The sequence below is a fragment of the Streptomyces sp. sk2.1 genome (genome assembly GCF_008120935.1).
Classification (GTDB): domain Bacteria; phylum Actinomycetota; class Actinomycetes; order Streptomycetales; family Streptomycetaceae; genus Streptomyces.
The window spans coordinates 712,822-726,583 of sequence record NZ_RDBO01000055.1; the positions used below are offsets into that span (position 1 = coordinate 712,822).

Sequence of the window (13,762 nt, forward strand, 5' to 3'; positions counted from 1 at the left end):
CCCGCCCGTTACCCGTTCCGCCCGTTCCTCACCTCCGTTCCTCAGCCCCGCCCCAGCACCACCGTGCCCGACGAGCAGAACCAGCCGCCCGTGCCCGAGGCCACCGCCAGTTCCGGGAGCCGGCCGCCGGCCCGGCGCACCTGGCGGTCGCCCGCCTCGCCGCGCAGTTGCCGTACCGCCTCCACCAGCAGGAACAGCCCGCGCATCCCGGGGTGGCAGGCGGACAGGCCGCCGCCGTCGGTGTTCACCGGAAGCTCGCCGGTCAACCCCGTCCGGCCCTTCTCCACGAACGGGCCGCCCTCGCCCTTCGCGCAGAAACCCAGGTCCTCCAGCGTCACCAGGGTCATGTAGGTGAACGCGTCGTAGATCTCGGCGAGGTCGACGTCCGCGGGCCGCACCCCGGCCCGTTCGAACGCCAGGCGGCCCGAGACCGCCGCGGGGGAGACCGTGAAGTCCTCCCACTCGGACATGGCGGAGTGCGAGACGTGCTCCCCCGTGCCGAGCACCCACACCGGGGCCTTCGCGGTGTCCGCCACGTACTCCTCGGCGGCCAGCAGCACCGCGCAGCCGCCGTCGCTGCGGATGCAGCAGTGCAGCTTGGTGAACGGGTCCGCGATCATCGGCCCCGACAGCACGTCGTCCACGGTGATCGGGTCCCGGAACATGGCGTCCGGGTTGGCCGCCGCGTTCGCCCGCGCCCGGACCGCCACCTCGGCGAGCTGCTCCGGGGTCGTCCCGTACTCGTGCATGTGGCGGCGGGCGGCCATCGCGTACTTGGCGATCAGCGAGTGCCCGTACGGCACCTCGAACTGGAGCGGGCCGCGCGCGCCGAAGGAGAGGTTGGAGGTGCGGCGGCCCGCCTTCACGTCCGACCGGGCCGTCGACCCGTACACCAGCAGTACGGCATTGGCGTGCCCCGCCGCGATGGCGTCCGCCGCGTGGGCCGCCATCACCTCCCAGGTCGAGCCGCCGACCGAGGTGGAGTCCACCCAGGTGGGTTTCAGCCCCAGGTACTCGGCGACCTCGACCGGGGCGAGCGTGCCGAGCCCGGCGGAGGCGAAGCCGTCGACCACGGACCGGTCCAGTCCCGAATCGGTCAGCGCCCGGCGGGCGGCCTGGGCGTGCAGGGCGTACGGCGTGGCCGTCTCGACGCGCCCGCAGTCGGCGAGGGATATGCCGACGACAGCGACCTTGCGGTGGGAAGAAGGCATGAATCTGACGGTACATCAGATACGGGCCGGGGGAACCTTCTCGGCGGGGCCGCGTTCGGGAGCGGGGAGCGGGGAGCCGCCCCCGCGCTCGCCCCCGCCGTCGTCCCCGTACTCCGGCATGCAGGCCAGCGGGGTGACCCGGGGCTGCCCGCTCCGCGCCCCCGGCACCGTCAGGACCAGCCCCGGCAGCATCCGCGCGCTGAGCAGCACCCTGCCGCGGGTGAGCCGGTGCACCGTACGGTCCATGGCGGGAACGACGTGCGGGGCGATCCGCGCGAACGCGCGGGTGGCGGAGACGGGCTGGATCCTGATCGGCAGCAACTTCGGCCGTCCGGGGCATCCGGCCTGGACCGCGAACCTGCTGGCCGGCCCCGACAAGGCCGTCGTCAACCGCAGGGGCCGGGACATCCCGGTACGGGCCGTGCTGCTGGAGGGGGCGGAGCGGGAGGCGGTGTGGCGCAGGGCGCTGGAGTTCTGGCCGCCGTACGCGGCCTACCAGGCGCGGGTCGAACGGGAGATCAGGCTGTTCAGGCTGGAACGGCGGGACGGCCCGACACCCTGAACCGGACGCGGGATCCGGGCCGGACGCGGGCCTTGAACCGGACGCGGACGCGGGCCCTGGGTCGGACGCGGGAGGGGGCACGTGGGGGCACTCGGGGCACGCAGGGCGCGTGACGGTGTGCGGGGCGTGCGGCGGTGTGCGGACGCGTACGGAGATGTCGGACGCGTATCGGGGTGTGCGCCGTGTGCGTGAAAACGGTCCGGGTGCACCGACGGCGGACCACATGAGTGGTCCGCCGTCGGTGAGACAGGACCTGGGGCGCCCGGAACTGCCGCGCGATGCCCAGTGGGGGATGGGGCGTTGGCGCCGGTACTACTTCGTCGGTTTCCTGCCGGTGATGCCCAGGTGTACCAACAGGGCGAGGTTCGGCTTGAGTTCGGCCTGCTTCACGCCCCAGGTCGTGAAGCCCTTCTGGTGCGAGGCGACCGCGGCCAGCATCGCGACCAGTGAGCCCGCCATCGCGGCGGCGCTGACGTCCTTGTCGACCTTGCCCCTGGCCTGGAGCTCCTTCACCGATTCGGTGAGGGAGTTGGTGACCGAGTTCAGGATCTTCATGCGGATCTTGTAGAAGCGCTTGTCGCCCTCGGCCGCACCGAGGTCGACCACGCGCAGGATCGCGTCGTGGTGCCGCCAGAAGTCGAGGAAGCCCTCGACGAGCTCCTCGGCCGTCTGCCAGCCGGCCTTGCCGACCCAGGAGCGTCCGGCGACCAGTTCGGTCAATCCGGCGCCCTCCTTCGCCATTTCCTCGGCGATTTCGAGGACGGCGCCCTCGACGTCGGGGAAGTATTGGTAGAAGGTCGCGGGGGAAGTCCCCGCCTTCCGGGCGACGTCGATGACTTTGACGTCCCGGTACGGCGAGGAGCTGAGCATCTCGCTGAGGCAGTCGAGCAGCTTCTGCCGCGTCGCCTGTCCGCGTCGACCGGCCACGCGGCCGTCGACGGTGCGTACTTGTCCTGTCATGCCGTCAGCTTACCGAGGGGTGATCGGAGCGCGATTCGGCCGAGTGCAAATGGGGAGCCCCGCAGGAACGGTGGGGGGAGTGGCCGGATTTCGACGGATGCGCACCGCTCAGCAGTAAGTCGTATCAACAGCCTGTGGATAGCTTCCGTGGATAACTTTCCGTGACGCCGTGAGTATGGAACTTTTCTATCGAAAATTTGTTCGCTTTTGTCGAGCTGGGGAGTGTCCCGCACGCCCTGCCGTCGCCGCAACTGTGATGAGCGTCACCGAAATGGATCGCGGGGTGTGTGCGGGTGGGATGTGCACCGTTTCCGGTGCGGTGGCGGACGGTCGCGGTCGGAGTGCGGACGTGGCGCGATCGTTTCGTGTCCGGGATGCGGCGGGAGTGTGGCAAAAGTGCTACTGCGAACCGTGGCGCGACGGCCGGGACGTCGCTCGGGCGGGGTGGCCGGGACGTCACGTTCGGTGTGTTCCGTCCGCCTGTGTCCGGGATGGGGGCGGAGTGAGCTGTGACACCCCGATCCGCCCCCGGGTTCGCAACCGGGGCCTCAGCCAGGAAGAATCGGGGGAGCGCACCGCCGGGTGGTGCCCAGTGGTGAGACGCCGTACAGGCGGGTTTTCGCGGGCTTCTGTTCCTGAGGCCCGTACGGGGAGGTGGCAGGGCAAGTGGTGGAGCAGCTGACGCAGCACGACCCGAGGCGGATCGGCCCGTTCGAGGTGCTGGGCCGGCTCGGTGCCGGCGGCATGGGGCTCGTCTACCTCGCCCGCTCGGCTTCGGGCCGGCGGGTGGCGATCAAGACCGTGCGCACGGAGCTCGCCGAGGATCAGCTGTTCCGGGTCCGCTTCACGCGCGAGGTGGAGGCGGCCAGAGCTGTCAGCGGCTTCTACACGGCCGCGGTGGTGGACGCCGACCCGCGGGCCGCCGTGCCGTGGCTGGCCACCGCCTACGTGCCGGCCCCCTCGCTGGAAGAGATAGTGACCGAGTGCGGGCCCATGCCCGTCCAGGCGGTGCGCTGGCTGGCCGCCGGGATCGCCGAGGCGCTCCAGTCCATCCACGGTGCCGGGCTCGTCCACCGCGACATGAAGCCGTCGAACGTGCTCGTCGTCGAGGACGGCCCCCGGGTGATCGACTTCGGCATCGCGTCCGGGGTCTCCAACACCCGCCTGACCATGACGAACGTCGCCGTCGGCACCCCCGCCTACATGTCGCCCGAGCAGGCCAGGGACTCGCGCAGCGTCACCGGCGCCAGCGACATCTTCTCGCTCGGCTCCACCCTGGTCTTCGCCGCCACCGGCCACGCCCCGTTCCACGGCGCCAACCCCGTCGAGACCGTCTTCATGCTGCTGCGCGAGGGCCCGGACCTGGAGGGCCTGCCCGGCGAGCTGCGTCCGCTGATCGAGTCCTGCATGCAGATGGACGCCGCGCTGCGGCCCACCCCCGCCGACCTCCAGGCCCAGCTCGCCCCGCACCTGTTCGCCTCCGGCGGCGACGACAGCGGTACGGCCTCGGCGTGGCTGCCGGCCTCCGCCACCACGATGATCGAGCAGCGCCGCGGCGGTCGGCGGCCCGCGCCCGCCCCTCCGGTCACCCCGCCGCCCCCGCCGCCCGGACCGCCGCCCGCCGGCCCCGACAGCGGCCGGCGCGCCCACCCCGACCCGCGCTCCTCGGCGGCCCCGCGCAGCCCGCCGACCCCCCGCCCGAACCGGACCGCTGGCGGCCCTGGCGGTTCCGGATGTCCAACGACGTGTGGGGGACGCCCGTCGTCGCCGGGGACCTGCTCTACGTCACGTCGTTCGAGGTGCACGCCCTGGACGTCGGCAACGGGCGGCGCCAGTTCAAGACCCGCGACGTGGCCTGGGTGATGGCCGTCGAGGGCGGCAGGATCCACGCCTCCGACGGCCCGTCCCTGTACGCCCTGGACGCGGCGACCGGCGCCGAGCAGTGGCGGCTGCAGACGGACGCCTGGGTGTACTCCCTCAAGGCCGGACGCGGCACCGTCGTCACCGGCACCCGCGGCGGCGGCGTCCAGGCGTGGGAGGCGTCCTCGGGCGAGAAGCTGTGGGAGAGCAGCGGCCTGCAGACCGACTTCGAGACGGCCGAGGCCGGGCCCGTGATCCACGACGGCACGGTCTACCTGTGGCAGGACGCCCGGCTGCGCGCCGTGGACGCCCGCACCGGCATCGAGCGCTGGTCCTACCCCATCGGCGACGCGGCCTCCTGCGGCGGCGTGCCGGTCCGGGTGACGGCCGCCCCGGACGGCTACGTCTACGTCAGCGCGGGGGCCCGGGTGCTGGCCGTCGAGACCATGTCCGGCCACGTCCGCTGGCACTTCGAGTCGCCCTCGGTCTTCCTCTCCCCGCCCGCCTTCGCCCCGGGCCCGGCCGTCACCGGCGGCGGCGTGTACCTCGCCGACTACCTCGGCACGGTCTACGCGCTCGACGCCTCGACCGGCAAGGACCGCTGGCGCATCGCCACGGAGGCCCGCCAGTCGATCGAACCGGTCCTGGTCACGGCCGGGAACGTGCACGTCGGCAGCGGCAGCGCCCTGTACACGCTCGACGCGGTCACCGGCACCCCGAAGTGGCGGTTCGCGGCCGGCGGCGAGGTGGTGGGCTCCCCGGTGGTGGCCGACGGACGGGTCCACTTCGGCTCCGCCGACCACGTCCTGTACACCCTGGACGCGGCGGGCGGGCAGCTCCGCTGGAAGCTGGCGACGGGCGGCGAGATCACGGGCTCGCCCGTGGCGCAGGGCGGCGTCGTGTACGCGTGCAGCAAGGACCGCTGCGTGTACGCGCTGGACGCGCTGAAGGGCACGGGCACGGGAGGCCGGGCGCGGGCCTGACGCGCCCCGCCCGGGGCCGTGGCCCGTGGGCCCACGGGACTCAGCGGCGCGGCGGACGACCGGTACCCGGCCCCTCGTCCTCGTCCGGTGCGGCGGGGCGCGGGGCGGGCTCCTGATCCCCGCGGTCCGCATCCCCGCGGTCTGCGTCCGCGTGGTCCGTGTCCTCGTGGTCCGCGTCCGCGTCCGCGTGGTGCGCCGGGCGGTGGCCCGGGGGCGGCCCCGTGTACAGCTCCGGTTCGGGCTCCGGCAGCGTGCTCGTCTGGACGGACGGACCCGGCTCCTGCGTCGGCGGCCAGGTGTCCGGATGTTCCGAACCGGGCGCCTCGTACGGCCGGTCACGTGCCCCGCGGCCGGGCCACCCCGACATCACCACCACGCCCGCCAGCAGCAGCACCCCGCCCGCGGCGGCCTGGGCCACGCCCCACCCCGGGCCGGGGCGGCCGTCGTACCAGTCACGGAAGGGGCTCAGCACGGCGGCCGCCGCTCCGGCGAGAGCGAGGACCGAGCCGAGGACGTTGCGGATCATCACCGGCCTCCCGCGGTGTACGGGCAGGTGTCACAGCTCTGCACCGCTTCTGCACCGCTCTCGGCCTCGACGCTACGCCCGCCTCCTCGCCCCCGCCACCGTGCGCTAGCGTGTCGCGCGGTCGTTCGACAACAGAAGAAACGGACAACAACACAAGGGGGGCTGCATCGATGATGCGGCAGCACATCAAGCTTTCCGCGGTACTGGTCGTGGTGGTACTCGCCCTCACCGGTTTCTCCACCTCCTCCTCCGGCGGTCGCGGCGGCAAGAGCAAGAGCAAGGGGTCGAGCAGCAGCAGCGGCGGGGGATGCTCCAACTCCAAGAAGAGCAACGGCAGCAGCAGCGACTACGACAACAACGACGACTACGACTACGGCGACTCGTCGAGTTCCTCTTCCTCCTCGGGCGGCACCGACTACGGCACCCCGGCCCCCACCGCCTCGGACGAGCCCAGCGTCCAAGTCCTCCGCTGCGCCCAGCCCCGCAAGGGCAAGCGCAAGGCCGTCACCACCTCCACCGTCCGGCTCACGGCCGCCGCCACCGGCTCGCACACCTACGAGGTCGAGGTGGAGTTCTTCAACGCGGCCGGCAACACCATCGACCTCGGTCACGCCACCGTGACCGCCGAGGGCGGCGAGACCGAGACCGTCTCCGTGCGGATGGACAGCCCGCGCAAGGTCTCCCGGGTGAAGGGATGCCGGGTCGAGGCCGAGCTGAGCTACTGACCCCATCGGACCGGGAGGCCGGCCACCGCCTCCACCGGGCCGGTGGCCGGCCTCCCGTCCTCACCGGGTCCGGAACCCGCCCCGGCCCCCGCTCCCGCCGCCGTCCCGGCTGCTGCTGCCGTCGCCGTCCTGGCTCCGGCTCCGGCTCCGGCCCCGGAACAGCTCGGCCTGCTGCTCCGGCGGCAGGTTCCCCAGCGCGATCAGGTGCGGGGCGTGGGCCATGGCCCGGGCCCTGGCCGCCTCCTTCGCGGACCACACCGCCCGTACCGTCCCCTGCACCGCCGCCGTCGGGTACGAGGCGATGACCTCCGCCGCCCGCAGCGCCGCCGCCACCGCGCCGCCGGCCTCCGTCACCTCGCTGACCAGCCCGATCTCGTACGCGCGACGGGCCGAGACCCGCTCGGCCGTTCCCATCAGGGACATCCGGGCCACCTCGCCGAACGGCATCCGCTGCGCCATGGAGATCGTCTCGTACGCGCTGACCATGCCGTACGTGGTGTGCGGGTCGAAGAACGTCGCCCCCTCGGACGCGATCACGAACTCCGCCTCGCCCAGCAGGTAGAACGCCCCGCCGCAGGCCATTCCCTCCACGGCCGCGATCACCGGCTTCCACAGGTCGTTCGCCTTCGGCCCGATCGCGATCAGCGGGTCGTCGATCGTGTACGGGGACGAGGGCTGCGGCACGTCCACCCCCCGGTCGATCCCGGTGCAGAAGGCCCGGCCGCCCGCCCCCGTGACCACGACCGCCCGCACCCCGTCGTCGAAGCGGAACGCCCGCCAGACGGCGGCCAGTTCGTCCGCCGTCGCCAGGTCGACCGCGTTCAGCCGGTCGGGCCGGTCGAGGGTGACGAGCGCGACCCCGGTCCCCTCGTCCCGCTCCGTGCGCAGCGCCACCGCCGCTCACCTCTCCAGCAGCCAGCGCACCAGCGTCGCCCCGGACCCGGCCGGGCAGAACACCGCCCGCACCGGCGCGCCGATCCGCAGCCGCGCCGGATCGACCGAGTCCAGCGGGGCGTCCGGCCCGCTCACCACGTTCCCGACCAGCCGGATGCCCGGCGCGTCGGCCAGTTCGACCACCACGGCGTTGTACGGGGCCTGCGCGGCGTACGCCGGCAGCAGCGGCGGGTGCGGCAGCACGTACGACCAGATGCGCCCGCGCCCGCTCGTCGGCCGCCACTCGCTGTCGAAGGACTGGCAGTGCGGGCAGCACGGCCGCGGCGGGAAACGCGGCTTCCCGCACCCCTCGGCCGTACACGCCTGCACCCGCAGCTCGCCCCGGGCCGCGTACTCCCAGAACGGGGCGCCGTCCTCGTCCACGACGGGCAGCAACATTCCGTCCATTCCGGTCAACTCCTCAGCAGTACGGCGGATGTGGGCACGCCCTCGCCCGCGGTGACCAGGCACGTGGCGGCACCGGGGACCTGGGCGGTGGAGACGCCGCGCAACTGCTTCACGCCCTCGGTGATCAGGTTGAAGCCGTGCACGTACGCCTCGCTGAGCCCGCCGCCCCCGGTGTTGATCGGCAGCCGGCCGCCGCTCTCCAGCGCCCCGCCCTCGGTGAACGCGGCACCCTCGCCGCGCCCGCAGAAGCCGTAGCCCTCCAGGGAGAGCGGGATGAGCGGGGTGAACGCGTCGTAGATCTGCGCCACATGGACGTCGTCCGGGCCGAAGTCGGCCTGCTTCCACAGCTGCCGGGCGGCCGTCCAGGCGGGACCGGAGAGCGGATCGTCGTTCCAGTAGTTGACCATCCCGTGGTGCTGGGCGGGCAGGCCCTGGGCGACGGAGTGGATGTAGACGGGCTTGCGCCGGCAGTCCCGGGCCCGCTCGGCGGAGACGATGACACAGGCCAGCGCCCCGTCCGTCTCCAGGCAGTTGTCGAAGAGGCAGAGCGGCTCGCTGATCCAGCGCGAGGTCATATACATGTCGCGGGTCAGCGGCCGCTCGTACATCATCGCGTCCGGGTTCTGGTTGGCGCGGTTGCGGCAGGCGAGGGCGACGTTGAAGAGATGGTCGCGGGTCGCCCCGTACTCGTGCATGTACCGCCGGGCCAGCATGCCGATCTCGTCGGCCGGCCGCAGCAGCCCGTACGGGCGGGTCCACTGGCCGGGGGTGGGCAGCTGCGCCGCGGTGTTCTTCCAGGGCCGGGGGCCCGAACCCCGTTTCCGCGACCGCCAGGCGACGCCGACGCTCGCCTGCCCGGTCGCCACGGCGGCGGCGAGGTGCGCGATCGTCGCGCAGGAGCCGCCGCCCCCGTACCCCACCTTGCTGAAGAAGGTGACATCGCCCGCCCCGATGGACTTGGCGATCTCGACCTCGTCGGTCTCCTCCATCGTGTACGAGGCGAACGCGTCCACCTCCGACGCGGCGATGCCCGCGTCGTCGAGCGCCGCGACGATGGCCCGGCAGGCCAAGGTCTTCTCGGATTCGGGGAGCCGTTTCGCGAAGGCCGTCTGTCCTATGCCGGCTATCGCGGTCGCGTCCTTGAGCGCCGTCACCGCCACCTCCCAGGCAGTCATGACTGCTGACAGCGGCTGAGGCTACAGCTAATCTGACGGATAGTCAGCTATTGCGTCAGGAGGGCGAGCGATGCGCGGCGACGAGGAGTGGGACAGCATCCCGAAACTGGTACGGGCGGCGGCACGGCGCTACGGGGACCGGGAGGCGGTCGTCGAGGGCCGGACCCGGATCTCGTACGCCGAACTCGGCGGACGCGTCGAACGGGCCGCCGCCGCGTGCCTGGCCTCGGGCGTGGAACCGGGGGACCGGGTCGCGATCTGGGCCCCGAACAGCCTGGACTGGATCGTCTCCGCGCTCGGCGCCGTCACGGCGGGCGCGGTCCTCGTCCCCCTCAACACCCGTTTCAAGGGCGCGGAGGCGGCGTACGTCCTGGACCGCAGCCGGGCGAGGCTCCTCTTCGTGACGGGCACCTTCCTCGGCACCTCCTACGTGGCGTCCCTGCGCCGGGCCGGGGTGCCGCTCCCGCACCTGGAACGGGTGGTGGTGCTCGCCGACTCCGCCCCCGACGACTACGTCACCTGGAAGGACTTCCTGGCGGCGGGGGAGGAGGTGTCCGGGGCCGAGGTGCGTGCCCGGGCCGACGCGATCACCCCCTCGGACCCCTCCGACATCATCTACACCTCGGGCACCACGGGCCGGCCCAAGGGCGCGGTGATCACCCACGCCCAGACCCTGCGCTGCTACGCGACCTGGAGCGAACTGGCCGGTCTGCGCGAGGGCGACCGCTACCTGATCGTGAACCCCTTCTTCCACACCTTCGGCTACAAGGCGGGCGTCATCGCGTGCCTGATGCGGGGCGCGACGATGGTCCCGCAACCGGTGTTCGACGTGGACACGGCCCTGGCCAACATCGCCGCCGAATCGCTCCTCCCCACGTCGGGTTTCCGACCTGCCTGAATCCGTTGTGCCCAGGGGGAACTGCGGGGGCGGGCGGGAGGCTGACGGTGCGGTCACTCCACGCGGTCGCACGCATACCCCATGGAGCGAACCGGGCTGCCATGCGAGTACGGCCGGAAGTATGGTGGCTGGTATGGCAACCAAGAAGTACACGGTCACGCTGCCGGAGGAGCTCGCGGAGGAGATCCGCAGCGAGGTGGGCCCGGGGGCCTTCAGCGCGTACGTCACCCGTGCCGTGGAGCGCCAGCGCGAGCACGACCGGCTGGGGGAGCTGGTGGCGTGGATGCAGGAGAAGGGCGGGCCGCCCACGGAGGAGGAACAGGCGGCTGCCGCGGCGGAGATGCGTGACATCGAGCGGTGGTTCGAGGAACGGCAGCCGGACGCACAGGACGGAGCGGCGGCCGCGTGACAGCAGATCTCTGTTTCGTGCTGGACAGTGAGGCCCTGTCGAGGGCGGTACGCCGTGAGCGTGCCATGACGGCCATGCTCACCAAGGCCCACCAGGTGGGTGCCAGGGTCCTGACCAGCTCCATGACCCTCGTCGAGGCGTATCACGACAGGATCCGGCGCGCGGACTGGAACTGGGCGATGTCCCGGATCGTCGTCGAACCCGTGACCAAGGAGGTCGCGGACGAGGCGATCGGCCTGCTGGCGGACACCGGCCTGCACGGTCACGAGTACGCCATCGACGCGGCCCTCGCGGTGATCGCGGGGCGGCAGCGGGGCCGGGTGGTGGTCCTCACCTCGGACGAGGACGGCATGGGGAAGCTGTGCGACCCGAAGGTGCTGGTCCGGGGGCTGTAGGAGCGGACACGAAGAAGGGGCACGAGCCGACCGGCCGGTGCCCCTTCACCACTGTGTGCCCGCGTCCGCAGACATGCAGCGGCCGCGACGGCTCCCCCTCCGCGCCGCCGCGGCCGCTCCCCCGTCGAGTGAGGCTTCAGGCCTTCTCGGAACCCGCGTGGTTCTCCTGCGTCTTGAGGAGGTCCTTCGGCGTGCTGCCGGCGTGGTTCTCCAGGGTGGTGATGTCTTCGCCGACGCTGCCGGCGTGGTTCTCCAGCGGCTTGACGGTTCCCCCGTTGCCCGGGCTGCCGGCGTGGTTCTCCTGTGTGATCGCGGCACCGGTCTTCGGCTTCAGTGCGTCGCTCATGCCTGTCAACTCCCCAGAGATCTTGCTTGCTCGGTCGGCGATGCCCGTCCAGCTGTTCCCCCGTGGACTGCTGGACGGGCACGTCAGGGCCGTTCACCCTAGCGGTGTGGTCCCCCCTGCGATCCGTCTGCCCCCCGACACGGCGGATCGATGGACCTAAGACTGCCGAGTGGCGATAAACGTTCGATGAACGCCGACGGTTCTCTTCCGGCTCAGGCGCCTCAGACGGTGTCGACCGGAGTGAGCAGGGCCCGGACCTTGTCGGCCTCCGCGGCCCCGAACTGCTCGTGGATGGCCAGGGCTTCGGTCCAGCATGCATGTGACCGGTCGATCTGACCGAGGCGTTCGAGGGCGTGTCCCAGAGTGATCAGAACATTGCCCCGCATCCACTCGCCCCCGATGACGCGCAGGGCCAGTGCCTGTTCCGCGTGCTGGGCCGCCCGCGCGGGGCGTGCGTCGGCCAGGTGCGCCTCCGCCATCCGGAAGTGGGTCGACCCCTCCCAGAGCCGCTGGCGGTTGTTCTGGAACACGCGCAGCGCCTCGTCGAGCTCCTCCAGCGCCTCGGTCGGCCTTCCGGCCTGGGTGAGCGCGATGCCCAGCGCGAAGCGGCCGTTGGCGGTACGGAGGCTGAGCCCCATCCCGTCGAAGATGGCCGTGCCCTGCCGGGCGAGCTCGACCGCGCTGGCCGTGCGGTCCATGTTCACGTGGATGCGGGAGAGGTTGCACAGCGCGGAGGCCTCGCCGACCAGGTTTCCGTCCGCCCGGTAGCGGTCTATCGCCTCCTGCAGGAACTCCTCGCCCTCCTCGTGCCGCCCCTGGTAGAACGCGATGATGCCGCGGTCGTTGGGCGCCCAGCACGCGGGGATCGGGTCCTTGGTGCTCCTGGCCAGCTCCATCGCGTGCCCGGCCTCCTCGTCGGCCAGCGCGAAACGGCCGGAGACGAGGTAGACGGTGGACAGCGAGGCGCGGGCCCGCGCCTCGGAACGGGGGTCGGCGGCAGCCCTCGCGGCATCGCGCAGGGCCGCACCGGTGATTTCGTACTGGCGGGAATTCGCCCCCGATTCGGCGAGGTCCTTCGCCGCGCAGAGCAGGTCGACGGCACGCTGCAGCATTCCGTTCGACGCGCTCTGATGGGCGCAGGCGAGCAGCGAATCGGCTTCGCTGTACAGCCAGTCCACCGCTTCGTGCCCGTTGGCGAATTCGAGCCCGGGGTGCTCGGTGCCCACCAGATGGGCGACGGCACGGTCCCCCGGTCGCTCCAGCGCGTACACCCCCGCGGCCGTCGCCAGGTAGAAGTCCAGCAGGCGGGAGAGGGCCGACTCCCGCTCCTCCGGGGGCTCCTCGCCGCGTTCCGCGCAGGAGCGGGCGTAGAGGCGCACCAGGTCGTGGTAGCGGTACCGGCCCGGGGCCGCCGACTCCACGAGGCTGGTGTCGACCAGGGCCTCCAGGAGGTCCTCCGCCACGTGCACGTCCAGGTTGAGCAGGGCGGCCGCCGCGGCGAGGGAGATGTCGGGGCCGTCGGCCAGGCCGAGCAGGCGGAACGCGCGGGCCTGGGCGGGTTCGAGCTGGCCGTAGCCGAGTTCGAAGGTGGCCTTCACCGCGAGGTCACCGGCCTGGAGCTCGTCCAGGCGGCGGCGTTCGTCCGCGAGCTTGGCGGCGAGGACGGAGACCGTCCAGGTGCGGCGGGCGGCCAGGCGGGAGGCGGCGATGCGGATGGCCAGGGGGAGGAAACCGCAGGCGGCGACCACGTCGAGGGCCGCCTCGCGCTCGGAGTTGATCCGCTCCTCGCCCACGATCCGGGTGAAGAGCTGGAGCGCCTCCTCGGGCGACATCACGTCCAGGTCGACGAGGTGGGCGCCGGCCAGGTCGACCATGCGGACGCGGCTGGTGACCAGGGCCGCGCAGCCCGCGGTGCCGGGGAGGAGGGGGCGGATCTGGGCCGCGTCATGGGCGTTGTCGAGGAGGACCAGGATGCGGCGGCCGTCCAGGGTGGACCGGTACAGCGCGGCGCGTTCGTCCATCGAGTCGGGGATCGCCGAGTCCGCCGTGCCCAGGGCGCGCAGGAACGCGCCGAGGACCGTCTCCGGTTCGGCGGCCCGTGCCCCCGCGCCCTGGAGGTCCACGTACAGCTGGCCGTCCGGGAAGTGCTGGCGCGCCTGGTGGGCGACGTGCACGGCGAGGGTCGTCTTGCCGACGCCGCCGATGCCGGCCAGTGCCGAGACGGCCATGACGGACCCCTCGGCGGTCGCCAGCCGGTCGCCGAGCTCGCGCACGAAGGAGGAGCGGCCGGTGAAGTCCGGCACGGTGGCCGGGAGCTGGGCGGGGCGCACCGGCCACCGTGCCGGACTTCACCGGCCGCTCCTCCTTCGTG

Annotated in this window: 11 protein-coding genes and 4 pseudogenes; 6 read left to right on the top strand and 9 right to left on the bottom strand. The window is 72.5% G+C overall.

Annotation, left to right across the window (positions count from 1 at the left end):
- Positions 1 to 41 precede the first annotated feature (41 nt).
- Together EAO76_RS20740 and EAO76_RS47670 are read right to left on the bottom strand one after the other, a co-directional pair.
- Positions 42 to 1,211, bottom strand: a complete 1,170-nt coding sequence (locus EAO76_RS20740; RefSeq protein WP_148837354.1) for a thiolase C-terminal domain-containing protein — start codon at positions 1,209 to 1,211, stop codon at positions 42 to 44.
- A gap of 15 nt (positions 1,212 to 1,226) precedes the next feature.
- The gene (locus EAO76_RS47670; protein WP_399462446.1) at positions 1,227 to 1,457 is read right to left on the bottom strand and encodes a nitroreductase/quinone reductase family protein; all 231 of its coding nucleotides are present in this window, start codon (positions 1,455 to 1,457) and stop codon (positions 1,227 to 1,229) included.
- Positions 1,458 to 1,503: 46 nt separating this feature from the next.
- Between EAO76_RS47670 and EAO76_RS20750 the strand changes: the two are divergent.
- Positions 1,504 to 1,773, top strand: a pseudogene (locus EAO76_RS20750) (nitroreductase family deazaflavin-dependent oxidoreductase); the annotation flags it as partial.
- 312 nt (positions 1,774 to 2,085) lie between these two features.
- On the opposite strand, the gene EAO76_RS20755 reads toward EAO76_RS20750, so the two are convergent.
- Positions 2,086 to 2,733, bottom strand: a complete 648-nt coding sequence (locus tag EAO76_RS20755) for a TetR family transcriptional regulator (RefSeq protein WP_148837355.1) — start codon at positions 2,731 to 2,733, stop codon at positions 2,086 to 2,088.
- 669 nt (positions 2,734 to 3,402) lie between these two features.
- Here EAO76_RS20755 and EAO76_RS20760 point away from each other — a divergent pair.
- A pseudogene (locus tag EAO76_RS20760) lies at positions 3,403 to 5,576 on the top strand (PQQ-binding-like beta-propeller repeat protein).
- A gap of 40 nt (positions 5,577 to 5,616) precedes the next feature.
- Here EAO76_RS20760 and EAO76_RS46415 read toward each other — a convergent pair.
- On the bottom strand, positions 5,617 to 6,102 hold the full coding sequence (locus EAO76_RS46415) for a hypothetical protein (RefSeq protein WP_262375608.1): 486 nt from the start codon (positions 6,100 to 6,102) through the stop codon (positions 5,617 to 5,619).
- 170 nt (positions 6,103 to 6,272) lie between these two features.
- On the opposite strand from EAO76_RS46415, the gene EAO76_RS20770 reads away from it, so the two are divergent.
- Complete coding sequence (locus EAO76_RS20770) at positions 6,273 to 6,827, top strand: hypothetical protein (RefSeq protein WP_148837356.1); 555 nt, start codon at positions 6,273 to 6,275, stop codon at positions 6,825 to 6,827.
- A 60-nt stretch (positions 6,828 to 6,887) separates the two neighbouring features.
- Here the strand turns inward: EAO76_RS20770 and EAO76_RS20775 are convergent, their stop codons facing one another.
- From EAO76_RS20775 to EAO76_RS20785, 3 genes are read right to left on the bottom strand one after another with little or no spacing between them, the layout of a single operon-like run.
- On the bottom strand, positions 6,888 to 7,721 hold the full coding sequence (locus tag EAO76_RS20775) for an enoyl-CoA hydratase/isomerase family protein (protein WP_148837357.1): 834 nt from the start codon (positions 7,719 to 7,721) through the stop codon (positions 6,888 to 6,890).
- Between the two features lie 6 nt (positions 7,722 to 7,727).
- Entirely contained in the window at positions 7,728 to 8,168 is a 441-nt protein-coding gene (locus EAO76_RS20780) for a Zn-ribbon domain-containing OB-fold protein (protein ID WP_148837358.1), read from the bottom strand.
- Between the two features lie 5 nt (positions 8,169 to 8,173).
- Positions 8,174 to 9,322: a lipid-transfer protein gene (locus EAO76_RS20785; protein WP_148837461.1), complete on the bottom strand. Its 1,149-nt coding sequence runs from the start codon at positions 9,320 to 9,322 to the stop codon at positions 8,174 to 8,176.
- Between the two features lie 91 nt (positions 9,323 to 9,413).
- Between EAO76_RS20785 and EAO76_RS20790 the strand changes: the two are divergent.
- The 3 genes and pseudogenes from EAO76_RS20790 to EAO76_RS20800 all read left to right on the top strand — a co-directional run.
- Positions 9,414 to 10,217 (top strand): annotated as a pseudogene (locus EAO76_RS20790) (AMP-binding protein); the annotation flags it as partial.
- 157 nt (positions 10,218 to 10,374) lie between these two features.
- A complete protein-coding gene (locus EAO76_RS20795) occupies positions 10,375 to 10,650 on the top strand; it encodes a hypothetical protein (protein ID WP_262375609.1) in 276 nt (91 codons plus the stop codon).
- Entirely contained in the window at positions 10,647 to 11,045 is a 399-nt protein-coding gene (locus EAO76_RS20800) for a hypothetical protein (RefSeq protein WP_148837360.1), read from the top strand. Before EAO76_RS20795 ends, EAO76_RS20800 begins: the two co-directional genes overlap by 4 nt.
- Positions 11,046 to 11,181: 136 nt before the next feature.
- Here the strand turns inward: EAO76_RS20800 and EAO76_RS20805 are convergent, their stop codons facing one another.
- The gene (locus EAO76_RS20805; protein ID WP_148837361.1) at positions 11,182 to 11,391 is read right to left on the bottom strand and encodes a hypothetical protein; all 210 of its coding nucleotides are present in this window, start codon (positions 11,389 to 11,391) and stop codon (positions 11,182 to 11,184) included.
- 221 nt (positions 11,392 to 11,612) lie between these two features.
- Positions 11,613 to 13,739, bottom strand: a pseudogene (locus EAO76_RS20810) (ATP-binding protein); the annotation flags it as partial.
- Positions 13,740 to 13,762 lie beyond the last annotated feature (23 nt).